This is a genomic window from Peteryoungia rhizophila, from assembly GCF_004912145.1.
GTDB lineage: Bacteria > Pseudomonadota > Alphaproteobacteria > Rhizobiales > Rhizobiaceae > Allorhizobium > Allorhizobium rhizophilum.
On sequence record NZ_STGT01000003.1, the window covers coordinates 903,318 to 919,193 of the forward strand.

At 62.1% G+C, this 15,876-nt stretch carries 19 protein-coding genes; 11 read left to right on the top strand and 8 right to left on the bottom strand.

Translation table 11 applies throughout. From position 1 onward, the window contains the following. Both E9677_RS15630 and E9677_RS15635 read right to left on the bottom strand, forming a co-directional pair. Positions 1–1,713 carry a methyl-accepting chemotaxis protein gene (locus E9677_RS15630; RefSeq protein WP_328591165.1) on the bottom strand — a complete coding sequence of 571 codons (1,713 nt, stop codon included), beginning with the start codon at positions 1,711–1,713 and terminating at the stop codon, positions 1–3. 320 nt (positions 1,714–2,033) lie between these two features. Further along, positions 2,034–2,426 carry a DUF937 domain-containing protein gene (locus tag E9677_RS15635; protein ID WP_136558972.1) on the bottom strand — a complete coding sequence of 131 codons (393 nt, stop codon included), beginning with the start codon at positions 2,424–2,426 and terminating at the stop codon, positions 2,034–2,036. A gap of 240 nt (positions 2,427–2,666) precedes the next feature. Between E9677_RS15635 and E9677_RS15640 the strand changes: the two genes are divergently transcribed. The 7 genes from E9677_RS15640 (at position 2,667) to E9677_RS15670 (ending at position 8,772) form a co-directional block, all read left to right on the top strand. Further along, a complete protein-coding gene (locus E9677_RS15640; protein ID WP_136558973.1) occupies positions 2,667–4,229 on the top strand; it encodes a helicase HerA-like C-terminal domain-containing protein in 1,563 nt (520 codons plus the stop codon). Positions 4,230–4,468: 239 nt separating this feature from the next. Further along, complete coding sequence (locus E9677_RS15645) at positions 4,469–5,491, top strand: hypothetical protein (protein WP_136558974.1); 1,023 nt, start codon at positions 4,469–4,471, stop codon at positions 5,489–5,491. A gap of 22 nt (positions 5,492–5,513) precedes the next feature. Further along, positions 5,514–6,770 carry a phage tail tip lysozyme gene (locus E9677_RS15650; protein ID WP_136558975.1) on the top strand — a complete coding sequence of 419 codons (1,257 nt, stop codon included), beginning with the start codon at positions 5,514–5,516 and terminating at the stop codon, positions 6,768–6,770. A gap of 205 nt (positions 6,771–6,975) precedes the next feature. Continuing rightward, on the top strand, positions 6,976–7,782 hold the full coding sequence (locus tag E9677_RS15655; RefSeq protein WP_235882972.1) for an EAL domain-containing protein: 807 nt from the start codon (positions 6,976–6,978) through the stop codon (positions 7,780–7,782). Between the two features lie 49 nt (positions 7,783–7,831). Beyond that, the gene (locus E9677_RS15660) at positions 7,832–8,152 is read left to right on the top strand and encodes a YnfA family protein (protein ID WP_136558977.1); all 321 of its coding nucleotides are present in this window, start codon (positions 7,832–7,834) and stop codon (positions 8,150–8,152) included. A 60-nt stretch (positions 8,153–8,212) separates the two neighbouring features. Next, a complete protein-coding gene (locus E9677_RS15665) occupies positions 8,213–8,461 on the top strand; it encodes a BrnT family toxin (RefSeq protein ID WP_136558978.1) in 249 nt (82 codons plus the stop codon). Continuing rightward, a complete protein-coding gene (locus E9677_RS15670) occupies positions 8,458–8,772 on the top strand; it encodes a BrnA antitoxin family protein (protein WP_136558979.1) in 315 nt (104 codons plus the stop codon). The genes E9677_RS15665 and E9677_RS15670 overlap by 4 nt, the downstream gene beginning before the upstream one ends. Before the next feature lie 25 nt (positions 8,773–8,797). Here E9677_RS15670 and E9677_RS15675 read toward each other — a convergent pair whose 3' ends face one another. Then, on the bottom strand, positions 8,798–9,433 hold the full coding sequence (locus E9677_RS15675; RefSeq protein WP_136558980.1) for a LysE family translocator: 636 nt from the start codon (positions 9,431–9,433) through the stop codon (positions 8,798–8,800). A 124-nt stretch (positions 9,434–9,557) separates the two neighbouring features. Between E9677_RS15675 and E9677_RS15680 the strand changes: the two genes are divergently transcribed. Further along, positions 9,558–10,250 (top strand): helix-turn-helix transcriptional regulator, encoded by a 693-nt coding sequence (locus tag E9677_RS15680; protein ID WP_136558981.1) that lies wholly within the window; start codon positions 9,558–9,560, stop codon positions 10,248–10,250. 92 nt (positions 10,251–10,342) lie between these two features. Here the strand turns inward: E9677_RS15680 and E9677_RS15685 are convergent, their stop codons facing one another. Both E9677_RS15685 and E9677_RS15690 read right to left on the bottom strand, forming a co-directional pair. Next, positions 10,343–11,392, bottom strand: coding sequence for a fatty acid desaturase (locus tag E9677_RS15685; RefSeq protein WP_136558982.1), 1,050 nt, complete (start codon positions 11,390–11,392; stop codon positions 10,343–10,345). A gap of 336 nt (positions 11,393–11,728) precedes the next feature. Then, on the bottom strand, positions 11,729–12,220 hold the full coding sequence (locus E9677_RS15690) for a histidine kinase (protein WP_136558983.1): 492 nt from the start codon (positions 12,218–12,220) through the stop codon (positions 11,729–11,731). A gap of 459 nt (positions 12,221–12,679) precedes the next feature. Between E9677_RS15690 and E9677_RS15695 the strand changes: the two genes are divergently transcribed. The 3 genes from E9677_RS15695 to E9677_RS15705 all read left to right on the top strand — a co-directional run bounded on the left by E9677_RS15695 (position 12,680) and on the right by E9677_RS15705 (position 13,748). Next, positions 12,680–12,889 carry a cold-shock protein gene (locus E9677_RS15695; protein WP_006727165.1) on the top strand — a complete coding sequence of 70 codons (210 nt, stop codon included), beginning with the start codon at positions 12,680–12,682 and terminating at the stop codon, positions 12,887–12,889. Positions 12,890–13,123: 234 nt separating this feature from the next. Further along, entirely contained in the window at positions 13,124–13,366 is a 243-nt protein-coding gene (gene rpsU / locus E9677_RS15700; RefSeq protein ID WP_102021643.1) for a 30S ribosomal protein S21, read from the top strand. 154 nt (positions 13,367–13,520) lie between these two features. Further along, positions 13,521–13,748 (top strand): hypothetical protein, encoded by a 228-nt coding sequence (locus E9677_RS15705; RefSeq protein ID WP_136558984.1) that lies wholly within the window; start codon positions 13,521–13,523, stop codon positions 13,746–13,748. A gap of 75 nt (positions 13,749–13,823) precedes the next feature. On the opposite strand, the gene E9677_RS15710 is transcribed toward E9677_RS15705, so the two are convergent. Genes E9677_RS15710 through E9677_RS15720 form a run of 3 tightly spaced genes read right to left on the bottom strand, consistent with a single transcriptional unit; the run spans position 13,824 to position 15,866 of the window. Continuing rightward, a complete protein-coding gene (locus tag E9677_RS15710) occupies positions 13,824–14,600 on the bottom strand; it encodes a VOC family protein (RefSeq protein ID WP_136558985.1) in 777 nt (258 codons plus the stop codon). A gap of 32 nt (positions 14,601–14,632) precedes the next feature. Beyond that, a complete protein-coding gene (locus E9677_RS15715; RefSeq protein WP_136558986.1) occupies positions 14,633–15,121 on the bottom strand; it encodes a DUF1579 domain-containing protein in 489 nt (162 codons plus the stop codon). Between the two features lie 13 nt (positions 15,122–15,134). After that, the gene (locus E9677_RS15720) at positions 15,135–15,866 is read right to left on the bottom strand and encodes a DUF899 domain-containing protein (RefSeq protein ID WP_136558987.1); all 732 of its coding nucleotides are present in this window, start codon (positions 15,864–15,866) and stop codon (positions 15,135–15,137) included. Between the last annotated feature and the right edge of the window lie 10 nt (positions 15,867–15,876).

Sequence of the window (15,876 nt, forward strand, 5' to 3'; positions counted from 1 at the left end):
TCAGGCCGCCCTGCCCACCGCATGCTGCATCTGGCCGGGCTTGAGCGCCGAGGTCTGGAAGCGGGAGACGAGGGCGTAGAGGTCTCTTGCGCCGTCGGCGAGGGAATTGGCGGCAGCACTTGCCTCTTCGACGGTCGCCGCACTCTGTTGCGTCACCTTGTCGAGCATGTTGATCGAGCCGTTGATCTCGCCGATCCCTTGCGCCTGGTCGCGGGCCGAGAGCGAGATCGCGTCGACATTGCCGTCGATTTCCTGGACCTGGTTGACGATCGATTCCAGAGCGTGGCCGGTCTTGTCGACGAGGGCCACACCATGGCGCACGGCTTCCGCCGACTTGGCGATCAGGCCCTTGATGTCCTTGGCAGCACTTGCCGAACGCTGGGCGAGTTCACGCACTTCCTGGGCGACGACCGCAAAACCCTTGCCCGCTTCGCCAGCCCTTGCGGCCTCGACGCCGGCATTGAGCGCCAATAGGTTGGTCTGGAAGGCGATCTCGTCGATCACGCCGATGATGTTTTCGATCTCGCGCGATGAGCCGGCGATCTCGTCCATGGCCGTCGTCGCCTGGGTGACGACGGTGCCGGAAGCTTCGGCATTGGCGCGGGTCTCGCTGACGAGACGGGTGGTGGCAAGCGTCCGGGTGGTCGTGTCCTTGACCGTACGGTTGATTTCTTCGAGGGCTGCCGCTGTTTCCTCGACGGTCGCGGCCTGGCGTTCGCCGTTGGCAGCGATGCTGTTCGACACTTCGCTGATGACGGCTGCGTTTTCCGACAGGGCCTGGGCGGCGCGCACGATGCCGGTCATGGTCTGGTCAAGCGCCTCGGCGGCGGTGTTGACGTCGATCCGGGTGTTCTCCAGAACCGGATCAAGCGGCTCGGTCAGGCGGACGGTGAGATCGCCATCCGCAAGGCGCTTGATGGCCTGGCCTATGATCTTGACGGCGCGCATGCGCGGGCTGATGTCGGTGGCCACCTTGATCACCTTGTAGACCTTGCCGCGGGAATTGAAGACCGGCGTGTAGGCCGCCTGGATCCAGACCTCGCGACCGCCCTTGCCGTAACGCACGAAGTTGGAGGCGATGAATTCGCCGGCGCGCAGGCGTTCCCAGAACTGGGCATATTCGGTGGTCTCACCATAGGCCGGATCGCAGAACATGCGATGATGCTTGCCGACGATCTCGGCATGATCGTAGCCCATGGCTTTCAGGAAATTCTCGTTGGCCTGGACGATGGTGCCATCCACCTCGAACTCGATGATCGCCTGGGACTGGTCGATTGCGCGCAGCCGGTTGCCATCATGCAGGGAGGCGATCTTGCTGGCCGTAATGTCGGAGGCGATCTTCAGGATGCGCACCACACGGCCGCCGCTGAAGACCGGATTATAGGTCGCCTCGATCCAGACATCGTCGCCAGCCTTGCTCTGCCGGCGGAACTGGCCGCTCTGGAAACGACCGGCCGCAAGCTCTGACCAGAAGCGCTGATAATCGGGAGAATTGCGGATCGCCTCCTCGCAGAAGATGCGGTGATGTTTGCCGACGATCTCCTCGAGACTGTAGCCGAGGGTCTTCAGGAAGTTCTCGTTGGCGTCGAGAATGGTTCCATCCGGCTTGAACGAGATCATCGCCTGCGCCGTGGAAAGCGCCTTCATGTCATCGGCAAGCTTGTTCGCGTTCAGGTAGTTCGACAGCATGTTTGCCCCCAGGCGTGAATACATGCCTCAATCAAACCTGCGTTATGTTAACGCCTGCTAAATGGCGGGGCGTGTTTTGCCACAAATGACGAACGTTAAACGGGAAATCGATGCGATAGACCCAAAAAAGGTTGAATTCGAAAAATCTCACAGGGCCTGGAAAGCAAGGCGACCCTCATTTTTGAGGGGTGCGGACTTGGGGTCCCGCCACTTTTCCCGGCCCGCGCGGCTCGGGGTCGCCAGATGTTCCATGCAGGGAACAATGGCCCTTGACGGAAGGCCGTAAAAAAACCGCCGGATCTGCACCCGGCGGTTGAAGGCGAATTTTCTGACGGCAATTCGTCTCAGACGAACTGGCTGAGGCCCGGGACCGAGGCGACGACTTCGTCGACCACGTCGGCGCCGGCGTATTCGCGGGCGACGGCCATGGTTTCCTTGGCCAGCGTGGAGATCTCACCCATGCCGAGGCCTTGCGACATCAGCTGCTGGCCGAGGCCCATGATGCCGCCGCCGCCGATGGCGCTCATCAGGCCGCCGAGCAGGCCGCCGCCGCCGGCGCCTTCGCCATTGTGCTTGGCGACGAGTTCAGCGGCACCGGGGATCGCTTCGATCATGCGGGCGACCGGGCCGTCTGCTGCTTCGCGCTGCAGGAAGCCGAGCATCATGCCGAGTGCGGTTTCGGCCTTGTCGGGGGAAATGCCGACACTGTCGGCGATGCGGGTGACGATTTCGCTCATTCTCGAAGTCCTCCTGAGGTGTTCTTTGACGTTAACGTCAACGTAATGGATGTCGTTTCCGAACTCAAGCGTCAGAGGAGCCGAGCCGGCGGAATTGCCGGAAACCGGAGGCGCCGACCGCCGGACGTTCCCGCAGCCGAGACGCATCATCATGGCGAGACATCCGACCGTTGTCGATGTCTCACACTGCTCCTATAAGAGCAAGCTGAAGTCCTGATGACGAAGGGGAGACACGTCCGCATGCTGCAAGAAGGTTCGCTCTATCTCGGCACCAGCCGCAATCCGGACGACAGCCTGAACAAGGCCGAATATCTGGCGCTGAAATACGGCAACCGCCACGGCATCGTGACCGGGGCGACGGGTACGGGCAAGACCGTCACCCTGCAGGTACTGGCCGAAAGCTTCTCCGAGGCCGGCGTGCCGGTCTTTGCCTCCGACATCAAGGGCGACCTCTCCGGCATTGCCGCCATGGGCGAGCCGAAAGACTGGATCACCCAGCGCGCCGAGCAGATCGGTTTCACCGATTATGCGCCGGCCGAATTCCCCGTGATCTTCTGGGATCTCTACGGCGAGAAGGGGCACAGGGTGCGCACCACGGTGGCCGAAATGGGGCCGCTGCTTCTCTCGCGCCTGATGAATGCTTCCGAGGCCCAGGAAGGCGCACTCAACATTGCCTTCAAGATCGCCGACGAGGGCGGTCTGCCGCTGATGGATCTCAAGGATCTGCAGGCGCTTTTGACCTATATGGCCGAGCATGCGACCGAACTTTCCAGCCAGTTCGGGTTGATCTCCAAGGCGTCTATCGCGACGCTGCAACGCGGGCTCCTGATCCTCGAGCAGCAGGGGGCGGAGAATTTCTTCGGCGAGCCGGCGCTCAAAGTTACCGACATCATGCGCACGACCAATGACGGGCGCGGCGCGATTTCGATCCTGGCTGCCGACAAGCTGATGATGAACCCGCGGCTTTACGCGACCTTCCTCTTGTGGCTGCTCTCGGAGCTTTTCGAGGAACTGCCGGAGGTGGGCGACCTCGACAAGCCGAAGCTGGTCTTTTTCTTCGACGAGGCCCACCTTCTCTTCAATGATGCGCCAAAAGTGCTGATCGAGCGTGTGGAACAGGTGGTGCGGCTGATCCGCTCCAAGGGCGTCGGCGTCTATTTCGTCACGCAGAACCCTCTCGATGTGCCGGAAACCGTGCTCGCTCAGCTCGGCAACCGGGTACAGCATGCGCTGCGCGCCTATACGCCGAGGGAGCAGAAGGCAGTGAAGACGGCGGCGGATACCTTCCGGCCGAACCCGGCTTTTGACTGTGCTGACACCATTACCCAGCTCGGCATCGGCGAGGCGCTGGTCTCGACGCTGGAGGCGAAGGGCATTCCCTCCATGGTCGAGCGCACGCTGATCCGTCCGCCATCGGGCAAGGTCGGGCCGATCGACGATGCGACACGGCAGAAGGTGATGAACCTCTCGCCGGTCGCCGGGCAATACGATGTCGATCTCGATTCGGAATCGGCCTACGAGATCCTGATGGCGCGCGCCAAGAAGGCGGCAGACTCCGAAGCGGCGAAGCGGGCGGCCGAGGAAAAGGCGGAAGGCGGCGACGGCGCTGCCGGCCGCTGGACGCTGCCCGGCTTCGGCGACGAACCGAAGGAGACATCCTCCGGACGCACGACGACCAAACGCAGCTCCGGATATCAGCGCGAGACGGTGATCGAGGCGGCGATGAAGAGTGCGGCCCGGTCTGTCGCGACCTCGGTGGGGCGGGCGCTGGTGCGCGGAATACTCGGCAGTCTGAGACGGTAAGGCGAGCAGACTGGCCGGTTTCCGCCAGCTGTTGGTTGCTGCACGCTGACACAACTTTAAGTTAATCATTCCCCATCAATGCACGCATTGTTTACTTGCGTGCAACTTCATGTATTCTCCATCTCAGGTGGTGCTCATCATCAGGATGAGCGTGATGGGATGCAGGCTGCGGTCTGTGCCTGGGGGACATGATGGCTCATTCTCGAGCGGTCACGCGACCGCGCGCGCCTTGGATATTTTTGTTCTTTTCGCTGGGGCTGACCGGCTGCAACGGTGCGGTCGACCTGGCAGACGGCATCGCGCCCGTGCTGCACGGCCCGAGCGTCGAAGCGGCCAGCATCAACCGCAAAGGTGTCCTCGACGGGCTTCGCAGGGATGCCGGTTACGGCGATGCCGCGTTCGGATGGTATGACGTGACGCTCGCCGGCTTCAACTATGTCGATGATGCCTGCTCAGCCTATTTCGATCGATTGTTCAAGCTCAATCGGCGCAAGGATGCGATCCGCTCCACGCTTTCGGTGGGCGGGCAGACGACCAATGCCATCCTCTTCGCCACCAAGGCGTCCCAGCTGTCGATGGCGGTGGTGGCACAGGCCTTCGGGCTCGCCTCCAGCCTGACAGACATCGTCAGCGGCACCTATCTCTACCAGTTGCCACCGGCAACGACGAAGTCCTTCGTGGCAAAGCTGTCGCGCGCCTATCGCGACGGTGTTGCCGAGGAGCAATTGGCGATAGACGGACCGGCCGAGGCCTATGGCTATATCCGCGGTTATCTGGACCTCTGCCTGCCTGCGACCATCGAGGCCTCGCTCGTCGAACATGTGGGGGCCGCGACCGCCGTACCGGTCCGCGCGCCCGGCGGCGGAAGCATCGGCGTGAAGGTCGGAAGCGAACGCAATCCCGAGGTGGCCGCAGCGCTACAAGAGCCGAAGGATGCGACCAAGCCGCTGCCGGCGCAAAAAACACAACCCGAATTCCGGCGGTTCAGCGACGCGATTACCCCGGAAAGGTTGGAGCGTATCCAGACGCTGGTCTGCGTCCCGAGCGATGGGAAAGCGGGCCGCGAGTCGGACCTCGCCATCCGGCAGTTTCTGGAGGGACGAGGGGCACTCCGCGCCGACTTCGATACCACCGGCCCTTCCAGCGCCGAGGTGGTGATGCTCAGCAATGCAGCCGCGACCATCGGCGGAAAGACCTGTGCCGAGCGTGGCATCAAGGACGCCTTCGACGCGGGACAGAAATCCCTGCGACCCGCAGACTGACAGCCATCGGGAGGACAAGGCCATGGCCATCATGAATGAAGACCGCACACTCCGGGAGACGGCCGGAGGCACAGTCAAAACGACGGTCGAGAGGGGCACGCGCGTCGATGTGCTGGATGACAAGAGCGGACTTCCCTGGACCATGATCCGGACCAAGGGGAGTGGCCAGGAAGGCTGGGTCACCGACGACGCGATCAACAAGGCATCCGATGAACTGGGCTCGCTCAGCCGCGAAGAAGTGGCCTGGGAATGTGTCGACCTCGCTGGCGTCTTCGATATCAACGCCTTCTATCTGATGGCGGTCGTACAGCTGCGGAGCAATGTCTCCGGACGCACCAACGAGGACGGCACGATCTTCGGGCCGATCGGCTTCTCGCAAGCCGAGTGGGCGCTCAATGCGGTTCAGCCCGAGTGGAAGATTGCGTTTTCACGAGAGGACATTACCCAATGGCGCGCCCAGATCCTGGTGTTTGCGGGGATGGCCTCGACTCGCCAGAGAGCGCTCGCCGAGACGCTTTCGCGGCAGCCGAGCATGGCAGAACTGCTGCTCGCCCAGGTGCTCGGGACGGGCGCTGCCACGCGCGCCATCATGACACCCGGGACCGACCTCAACAAGATCCTGTCAGAAGCGCGGCAGGCGGCCGAGGCGGAAAAGATCGACCCCGCCAATCTCGAAGGTCGTGACAAGCCGCTCCTCGCCACGGATGGCCGGACGTCTCTCGGCCTCGTCGCGGCGCAAGTCCAGGCCGCTCTGGAGGCGAGCCGCGGGCATGTGCGCCAAGAGGTGGAGAAACGGATCGCCAGGGCCGTTGAAGGCTTCGGCCCTGCCCTGCCTGTCGCGGGCATCAACTTCAACTCCCCCAAGATCCCGGCCTCGCGCCGGTCGATCGCGAGCCTGATCGCGGAGAGCTTCGCCGCGGCGGGTTTCGGCGCGATCCAGCAGATTGCCGCGATTGCCAATGCGATCGCCGAATCGGGATTGAATCCGGCTGCGGAAAATCTGAATGGCGAACGCAGTTTCGGGCTTTTTCAGCTGAACCAGAACGGTGGCGTCGGCACCGGCTTTCCCGAAGCCGAGCTAAAGGATCCGAAACGCAACATCGCGATCATGCTGGGCGAGATTGCCAAGCCCTATCAGACAACGCATCGGAAGCGCTTCATGGCGACGACGAGCCTTTTGGAAGCCGTCGAGATCTTCGTGCATCACTTCGAAAAACCGAGCGACAAGTCCGGCGAAACCACCGAGCGGTTCAAGATCGCGCAGACCCTCGTCGCCTGAGAAGGCAAAGGCGAAGGGCGTAGCGATTTACCGGCGCATCGTGGCCGGGTGTTCACACGCGTTTTTTGAGCGCGGCACAAGAACTGAGTGACGAAAGCTCGGCGTTTCGGCCGCGTTTTTGTTCACCTCCGGGCAACTATCCCTGATATATGCTGTGAGGTGATACAATTCGCGGGCAAAAGCCCGTGGGTTCATGGGGTCGAGTTTGGACAGCAGTCTGGATCACATCGTTCTGGTCAACAATGCAAAGCGCGCGCTGGAACGCGGTCGCTTCGAGCTCACCTATCAACCCATCTATTCCGTCGATCAGCGCGAAGTGGACAGCGTCGAGACCTTGCTGCGTTGGCGCATGGGGCCGGACCGACTGGCGGCCGCGCAGGATTTCCGCTCCGTTTTCCGCGATCCGATGCTGTCGCTCTCGCTCCGAGATTTCGTGCTTTCGACCACGCTGCGCCAGGCCGCCCGCTGGCGGGCGGAGGGGCATGATTTCGGTCGGATCAGCGTCAATGCCACGGCTTTTGACCTCTGTGCCGGGGATTTTGCACTGCGCCTCACCGACATGGTGCAGGATTTCGGCCTGACGCCCGACATGCTGGAAATCGAGGTGGCGGAGCCGGCTTTCTATGGACCGCTTGCCAAATCGGTCAGCCTTGCGCTCGAGGCATTGCATTATTGCGGCTTCGCGCTCGCCATGGACAATTTTGGCGCCACCCATGCCGGGCTCTCAGCGCTGAGAAACCACACCTTCCGCCGTCTGAAGATCGACCACGCGCTGATGCGCAGTGCGCTCACCAATCCGGTGGACAAGGCGATCGTGCGCCATGTCATCGCGCTCGGACACGACCTCGGCCTGATCGTGACGGCCGCCGGTATCGAAAACGAGGACCAGATGGAAAGCGCCGTGCAGCTCGGCTTCGACAGCGTGCAGGGCTTCTTCGTCTGTTTCCCCAAGGAAGCGGACCTCTTGCCTCGGGTCTGCCATGTGCTGAACCTGCAGGGCAGATCGGGCTGAAGCCGGCCTGCCCTTTCGCCGATCTGCCACACATGGCAGGATCGGCGCCATGACCCTGATCATCTATCCTCTCGCAGCCATTGCCGAAATCACCGGATGCTTCGCCTTTTGGGCCTGGCTGAAGCTCGACCGCTCGAGCCTATGGCTCGTACCCGGCCTCTTCTCGCTCGCGCTCTTCGCCTGGCTGCTGACGTTGGTGCCCTCGGATGCAGCCGGGCGCGCCTATGCCGCCTATGGCGGGGTCTATATCGGGGCCTCGCTTTGCTGGCTCTGGCTGATCGAGGGGCAGAGGCCGGATCGGTTCGACCTCACGGGTGCTGCGATCTGCCTCGTCGGGGCGGCGGTGATCCTGCTGCCACAGCGGGGCTGAGCGGGATTCCCCTCAAAAGGCAGGATGCCGGCTTGCGGAATTTCCGTATATACATAAACTATGGTGATCGTCTGGGATGAACCGAAGCGGCAGCGGAATCTGGCAAAACACGGGCTCGACTTTGCCGAGCTTGACGGGAGTTTCTTTGCTGCCGCCAGTATCCGGCCGGCTAAATCGGGTCGAACTATCGCGATCGGCGAATTGAACGATCGTATCGTTGTTGCGGTGATCTATATGCCGCTGGGTCGCGAAGCGCTGTCGATCATCTCTATGCGGCCAGCCAGCAGGCAGGAAAGGAGCCTAATATGAGCGGGAAATTTTCTTCCAAGAGGCCGCTGACTGACGAAGAGGAAGCTGAGATCCAGGCGATGATTGCCTCTGATCCCGACAATCCCGAAGTCACCCCCGAGGAGCTAAAGGAGTTTCGCCCTTTCCGCGAGGTGTTTCCGGATTTGGCCGCCTCTATCGACCGTAAGCTTGCGGGCCGACCGAAATCCGACAATCCGAAACAGGCGATCAGCATTCGGCTCGACCAGGAGGTGATCGATCGGTTCAAGGCGGGTGGCGAGGGCTGGCAGTCGCGGATCAACGAGGCCTTGCGCAAAGCGGTGGGATTGTAAGCTCCCTGTCCCGCTCCCCGGCATCTCACCAACTGCGCCACCCCTCGAGCAACATCAGCGCTGCGATCGCCACCAGCAGCCAGCCGGCGGCGCGGCCAATCCAGATGGTGATCTCAGGCCTTGAGACCAGTGCATCCCGTCCCTTCGACGCAGCGATCGCCAGTCCGCCGTAAACCAGCCCCTGCAGCAAAAGGGTGAGCGCGCCCATGGCTAGGGCCTGACGCCAGAAGGGCCCGTATTCGGGGCGCATGAACTGCGGATAGACGGCGAGGATGAAGAGCCAGGCTTTCGGATTGAGCAGGCAGGTGATCAGGCCCTGGGCAAAGATGCGGGCCGTTCTGTGCAGCTTTGACGCTTCGATGCCGTCGATGACGATGGCGCTTTTCGCCAGCGTATAGCCGATCCAGATCATATAGCCGGAGCCGATGACCAACATGGGGCCGGCAAGTTGCGGCACCAAGGTCGAGAGCGCTGTCACGGCGACAGTGCCGAAGAGGGTGTGAAAGGCGCCGCCGAGCATGATGCCGGAGGTGGCGGCGATGCCTGCGCGGCGACCACCGGTCAGGCCGTTGGCGATCACGAAGATCATGTCCATGCCGGGTACGACGATGATGCCCGCGAGCAAAAGCGTGAAGAGCCAGAAGTTTTCGGCATAAGTCATGTCAGTTGCCTGTCGCGTACGGTGGATCACCAATCGAGGTTTGCGCCGGATTTTCAGCGTGTTGTGGCGTGCTATACAGAGGACCAACTGACAGAGTTGTGTCAGTTGTGACGAGGGATCTCCCATGCGCAAGGCTTCCCGGCTGTTCGAGATCATCCAGATTCTGCGGCTTGCGGCCCACCCGATAACGGCACAGCAGATGGCGGAGCGGCTGGAGGTGAGTGAGCGGTCGATCTACCGGGATATCGCCGCCCTTCAGGCGATGCGGGTGCCGATCGAGGGCGAGCGCGGCATCGGCTATATCCTCAGGCCCGGCTTTCACCTGCCGCCGCTGATGTTCACGCCTGAGGAGACCGAGGCGATCGTGCTCGGCATGGCGCTGACCAAACGCACGGCGGACCGCGAGCTACGCGAAGCCTCCGGCCGCGTGCTGGACAAGATCGCGGCTGCGGTACCGGGGCCGCTCAGGGACGCGATCGTGTCGCGCTCGCTCTATGCCTGGGGGCGCGTGGCGGAACCACCAGAGGCAATCGACTTCTCGATGATCCGGCGGGCGATCCGCGACGAGGAGAAGCTCGACATCGACTATGTAAACGAACAGCGGGACGAGACGACGCGGCGGATCCGGCCGATCGCAGTGATCCATTATGCGGAAGCCGAGGTCGTTGTCGGGTGGTGCGAATCGCGGAACGGCATCCGTAACTTCCGCGTGGACCGGGTCAGTGCCTGCCGTGCGACAGGCGACCACTTCCGTCGCGAGGGGGACAGGCTGCGCAAGCTCTGGGTGGCGGGGTGGGAGACCGGCAAGGCCGTCTGAGCCCGCGCCCTGGGACCCGAAAAAAATACGCCCGCCGCTTGTTGGAGCGACGGGCGTCAGAGTGATTGAAGTCCTTCCGGAGATAACCTGTATCAGACCACGGCCAAACGACGGGCCTCGCGGAACGACACAAGCCGACCGCGCGCTTCGTCCCAGAGAACGAGCTTCACGCAGGCGAAGCTTTCCTTCAGCGTGATGCGGCTGATCGTCTTCAGTTCCGGGTGATCGCGCAGAACTTCCGGCAGGCGGTAGAAGGGGATCTTGCTCGACAGGTGATGCACGTGGTGCACGCCGATATGGCCGGTCAGCCAGCGCAGGCCCCAGGGCAGGTCGTAATGCGAGGCGCCGTGGAGCGCCGCGTGCTGGAACTGCCATTCCGGAGGGTTCGACCAGTGGGTGTCTTCGAACTGGTGCTGGACATAGAAGAGCCAGATGCCAAGGGCGCCAGCGATCAGCACGATCGGTAGATGCACGACGAGGAAGGTATCGAGGCCGGCGAGCCAGATCATCAGCGCGGCGACTGCGACCATGCCGGCATTCGTCGCCATGGTCGAGACCCAGGGCAGAGCCCCATCCTTCATCATGCCGAAGGGAAGACGCTGCTTCAACAGGAAGACCCAGATCGGGCCGATGCCGAAGAGCACGATCGGATTGCGATAGAGGCGATAGCCGAGCCGACCCATCGGAGACAGCGCGCGGTATTCGGCGACTGTCAGCGTGGTGATATCACCGACGCCGCGTTCCTCGAGATTGCCGGCAGTCGCATGATGCTCGGCATGCGCCCGGCGCCAGTAGTCGTAAGGCGTATAGGTCAGCACGCCCAGGAGGCGGCCGGTCCAGTCGTCGATCGAGCGGCGGGCGAAGAAGGCGCCGTGGCCGCAATCGTGCTGGATGATGAAGAGGCGCAACAGGAAGGCCCCGGCCGGAAGAACCAGGACGAGCCCCGGCCAGAAGTCGAAGTGGAAGCTCGCCCAGGCACCGGCCCAGAGAGCCAGGAAGGGAACGAGGGTGATTGCGAGCTCGACGCTCGAACGCGTCAGGTTCGGCTTGCGATAGGCATTGACGATCTTCAGCCAGGCCTTGGCATCGGGCGTCTCGTCTTCGGGGTTCTGATCGTCACGGTAATCGAATGCAGCGCTCACAGGCCGGCCTCCGAAAGGTTTTCATGATCGGGGAAGATGGCGGAGAGGCTGGATACGCCCATGATCGGGGCGCGCGACACGGGGCATCCGAAGGAGAGGCCCACAGCAATGGTCATGGTCGGCTGGCTTTCGTGGCTTAGAACTATGCCCGCCCTCCCATGGACGGGTTTGTCCTACTAGCAGATCGCGGCCGGCTTGTCGCCATGGAACTCTGAGGCGAGACCGGCTGCGGCATTTCGCCGATCCGCGATCCAGTGAGAGCTGCCACAATAAACGCCCCGGCCGGTTGCGGCACGGGGCGCAATCGCGTCTTCCAGTTATCGGCTTTGCCCGATCTTATTCGGCCGGCTGCAGCGTCGCGAGGATCTTGCCGACTTCCGGCAGGTTCTCCGCTTCGGTTTCGGTCGAAGCCCAATAGGTGACGATGGCGATCTTTTCGTCCGAGAGGCCGATGATGCCGACGCCAATCGCAACGGGGCCGTCCTTGTCGGTGCCCTTCCAGTCGATGGTCTGGAACGACATGCCGTTCAGCTGGTCCGTCGATTCCTTCTGACTGGCCGGGTCAGCCGTCACACCATTCTCTTCCAGAAAGGCGAAGACATCGGTCATGACCTGGTCCATGTCTTCGGCGCCGGCAATATCGAAGGAGATGTAGGTGCCGGCGTCGGGCGAATTGCCTTCGATGCCGTAGTCGGTTTCGGTCGGCTGCCAGTCATCAGGGATTTCGACCGTCGCGGCCGGTTCGTCGGCCGGAAAGGTGAAGCTGCCGGCAAATGCGGTGGTCGTCGTGATCAGAAGGATTGCGGTGGCGGCAAGAAACTTGTTCATCGAATGAGCCCGTTCATGGATGGGAAAGTGAGCCGGCGCCAAGCGCGGGGCCAGGGCCGTGCGCTATCTCCTAGCAAGCAGCCATCGAGAATGTCGTACTGTTTTTGCGTGGAATCGGAACGCTCTAGGCGAAGAGCGGGCAGCGCCAGAAAATGTCTTTGAGGATGGTCGAACAGCCGTGTACAACAGCCCGCGCAAGCTGTTTTCCCATTGGAGTTTTGCGGGGTTCAGCCAATGAAATCAGCTCGTTGACGCCTGAAATGCCTTATCGGCAGGCGGCCAAGCGGCGCATTTGCCATTTATTCTTGCGTCACAGCGACCGAGCCTCTATATTGCCGCCATCGAAGATTGCGAGCGACTTTGTCTACGCGCCCCGGCGCACGCCAGATTTCCTTCAACGTCGATATACCAGCCGTCGAATGTCTCGGCGGCACGCCCAACGATTGAAAGGAAATCGTTATGAACACAGGTACCGTAAAGTGGTTCAATAGCACCAAGGGTTTTGGCTTCATTCAGCCGGATGAAGGCTCTGCCGATGTGTTTGTCCACATCTCTGCCGTTCAGCGCGCCGGCATGCGCGATCTCGTCGAAGGCCAGAAGATCGGCTACGACATCGTTCAGGACAAGCGTTCGGGCAAGAGCTCGGCCGACAACCTGCGCGCCGCTTAAGAATTTGTCGCTCGCCCCGCTGATCACGGACGTACCGCAGAGGGGGCTGAGTGGCGATGGAAGGTCGGGTTTCGCCCGGCCTTTTTTATTGTTGGCCTGACGCAACTCCTGTATGCGATGGGCCAAACCCGATTTTTTCGGGATCTTCGCCGGGGCGTGGCGCGTTAGCCTGCAGTATCCCCTTTTTCGCAACACCAGATCAATCGGGCTCCACGCCCGGAAAGGAAAACGACCGTGCAAGTTCTCGTTCGTGACAACAATGTCGACCAGGCGCTCCGCGTACTGAAGAAGAAGATGCAGCGCGAAGGTCTCTTTCGCGAAATGAAGGCTCGCAGCGCCTTCGAAAAGCCGTCGGAAAAGCGCGTACGCGAAAAGGCTGAAGCCATTCGCCGCCAGCGCAAGCTCGCGCGCAAGAAGATGCAGCGCGAAGGCCTGCTTCCTGCTCCGAAGAAGGCTGCCGTTCGCGGCGCACGCTGATCCGACCTCCTCCGTGCGCCCTCGGGCGCGCGGATGTCCGACCAGGAGGAAGGCCACCGGCCTTTCCTCGGTCATCGGCCTCAGTCATTCGACCAGGCCGACGGACCTCACCCCATGCCGAGACAGGCAGCCAGGCTGCAGGAAGGCCCCGGACATGACCGCTACCAAAGACACATTCTTCAAGCCGGAGAAGGTTTCGCCGCAGGACAAGGCTGCGACAACCGACAGCGTTGCGCGCTCGCTGATCGCAGCAGAAGCAACGGCCCGCGAACGCAAGACCGAGGCTTTGAAGGCGCTCCGCATGCAGCGCGAGGCGACCGAAGCCGAGAGCGCGCCCCCTCCGAAGAAGCGCGCCGTGAAAAAGGCCGTGAAGCGCGGCTGAGGCCAGCGCACGCGACCGACACAACAGAATTCGACAAAGGCCGGAGCGGCAGTGTGCCACTCCGGCCTTTGCGCGTCATTTCGTGGCTGCGGTCAGGTTGAAATAGGCGCCTTGCGGATCCTGGCAGGCGGCGATCCATGAGCCGCCGGGAACCTGGTGGGGACCCATCAGGATCTGGCCGCCGAGCGACTTCACCTTCTCGATCGCAGAATCGATGGCAGGCACGATGAAGTAGAAGCCCCAATAGGGCATGGGCATTTCCGGCCGCTTGGTCATCATGCCGCCAATGCCACGGTCGCCCAACTTGAAGGTCTGGTAGATCCCCATGGCATCCATGTCGACGGCCATGTCCTTTTCCCAACCGAAGCGCGCGGCGTAGAAGTTCCAGACCTTCTCCCAATCGCCGGCCATCAACTCGTTCCAGCCGACGGTGCCGGTGCTGCCGGGCGTGGGCCAGGTGCCGGTGCTTCTGTCTTCCATCATCGGGGTCATGATGCAGACGACGGCGCCTTGCGGATCTGCAACGACGGCGAACCGGCCAACGCCGGGGATATCTTCCGGGGGACGGCAGATCACACCGCCATCGCTCTGATAGTCCGCTGCCGTTTTGTCGACGTCATCGACGGCGATGTAGCCGGTCCAGTTGGGCGGGATGCCCTGCCCCTTCATCTCCTCGGTCAGCCCCATCATGCCGGCAACGCCGAAGGGAAATCCGGGCACCGCGAACGAAGTGTAAGTGAAGCCTTCCATCGGCATATCGGTGGGTTCCCAGCCGAGCAGCGGACCGTAAAAGGCCTTGGCCGCAGCCGGGTCCGGCGTCATGAGTTCGTGCCAGATGAATGTGCCGTGCATGCGCAATCCCTCTCTGTTCAAATTTCGCGGCGTCAACCGACGCGTTTGGATTCGCTCGTCATGAATGTGTGGAAGCTGCCATCCGGCTTTCTGACGCTACCGGAGAAGGTTCTCGTGTCATCATCGATGAAATGGATGACATCGCGATAAATCTCGCTTCGCGATGGGTCCTCCATGCTCGGCCCCTCGGCCTCGAGCACGAGCGTCTGGCCGTCATCTTCCAGCCAACCCTTGTAGACCCAGAGCTTGTCCATCATCGAGCCGACCCAGGTGCCGACATAGTGGCCGAGGCGTGGATCGTAGCCGAGCGTCATGATCATGGAAGAGCGCGTGCCGTCGCCCATGCCGCCCTCCCCTTCCGACACGACCCAGAAGTCGCCGACGGAGCGGACCTTCTCGGTCCAGCGCTTGAGCGGATCCTCGGGGTCGTAGCCCTCGTGCCCGGTCGAGCTGACATAGAGCCAGTCGCCGACGAGGCGGTCGAGGACGCGGTGATGTTCGGTGGCTTTGGGGAATTCCATGATCGGCCCTCCTTCAGTGGCAGCAGCCGGCCGCTTCGACCGGTTTGGCGACATATTCGTCCTTGCGCTCGACAAAACTCAGTGTGCCGGTCTCGTTGCGACCGAGCGGTGCATGGTCGAGGATCATCAAGGTGCCGAGCGCCTCTTCGCCCCCGCGGGCATATTGCGAATAGGTATGAAAGATCTCGCCCTTCTCATTCTTGTAGAAGGCGGAGAGACCGGGCAGTTCGTCATGCGCCCGCTCGCGCGGCGTGTCGCGGAAGTTATAGAGGACAGAGCCAGAGGCGAGCTGTTCCGGCGTGAACGAGACGTGGAAATCGTAGTTGAACTCGCTGCCGAAGGACGAGACCCAGGGGAAGTGCCAGCTCATGCGGCGCTTGTAGGCATCGATCTTGTCGAGGGGTGCCCGCGAGACGCAGACGAAGGTGACATCATGATTGTTCAGATGCGGCAGCATTCCGTCGATGTGATCCGCGAAGAAGGAGCAGCCGGGGCAGCCGGCTTCCCAGTCGGGACCGAACATGAAGTGATAGACCATCAGCTGGCTGCGACCTTCGAACAGATCGGCGAGCGGGATCTCCCCCTTCGGAGTCTGGAAGCGGTAGTCCTTGTCGACCCGCACCCAGGGCAACGCGAGACGCTCCGCATTGACGCGATCACGATGGCGGGTGAGTTCCTTCTCCTGCACCAGCAGCGCCTTGCGGGCTTCCAGCCACTCCTCCCGCGAAACAACCGATTGTTTCATCTTGGCCTCC

Coding starts and splice junctions, on each gene's coding strand:
- E9677_RS15715 (WP_136558986.1), bottom strand. CDS start 15,121: ATGGAATTCCCCAAAGCCACCGAACATCACCGCGTCCTCGACCGCCTC.
- E9677_RS15720 (WP_136558987.1), bottom strand. CDS start 15,866: ATGAAACAATCGGTTGTTTCGCGGGAGGAGTGGCTGGAAGCCCGCAAG.
- E9677_RS15640 (WP_136558973.1), top strand. CDS start 2,667: ATGCTGCAAGAAGGTTCGCTCTATCTCGGCACCAGCCGCAATCCGGAC.
- E9677_RS15635 (WP_136558972.1), bottom strand. CDS start 2,426: ATGAGCGAAATCGTCACCCGCATCGCCGACAGTGTCGGCATTTCCCCC.
- E9677_RS15630 (WP_328591165.1), bottom strand. CDS start 1,713: ATGTATTCACGCCTGGGGGCAAACATGCTGTCGAACTACCTGAACGCG.
- E9677_RS15665 (WP_136558978.1), top strand. CDS start 8,213: ATGGTGATCGTCTGGGATGAACCGAAGCGGCAGCGGAATCTGGCAAAA.
- E9677_RS15710 (WP_136558985.1), bottom strand. CDS start 14,600: ATGCACGGCACATTCATCTGGCACGAACTCATGACGCCGGACCCGGCT.
- E9677_RS15705 (WP_136558984.1), top strand. CDS start 13,521: ATGACCGCTACCAAAGACACATTCTTCAAGCCGGAGAAGGTTTCGCCG.
- E9677_RS15680 (WP_136558981.1), top strand. CDS start 9,558: ATGCGCAAGGCTTCCCGGCTGTTCGAGATCATCCAGATTCTGCGGCTT.
- E9677_RS15690 (WP_136558983.1), bottom strand. CDS start 12,220: ATGAACAAGTTTCTTGCCGCCACCGCAATCCTTCTGATCACGACGACC.
- E9677_RS15695 (WP_006727165.1), top strand. CDS start 12,680: ATGAACACAGGTACCGTAAAGTGGTTCAATAGCACCAAGGGTTTTGGC.
- E9677_RS15670 (WP_136558979.1), top strand. CDS start 8,458: ATGAGCGGGAAATTTTCTTCCAAGAGGCCGCTGACTGACGAAGAGGAA.
- E9677_RS15675 (WP_136558980.1), bottom strand. CDS start 9,433: ATGACTTATGCCGAAAACTTCTGGCTCTTCACGCTTTTGCTCGCGGGC.
- E9677_RS15650 (WP_136558975.1), top strand. CDS start 5,514: ATGGCCATCATGAATGAAGACCGCACACTCCGGGAGACGGCCGGAGGC.
- E9677_RS15660 (WP_136558977.1), top strand. CDS start 7,832: ATGACCCTGATCATCTATCCTCTCGCAGCCATTGCCGAAATCACCGGA.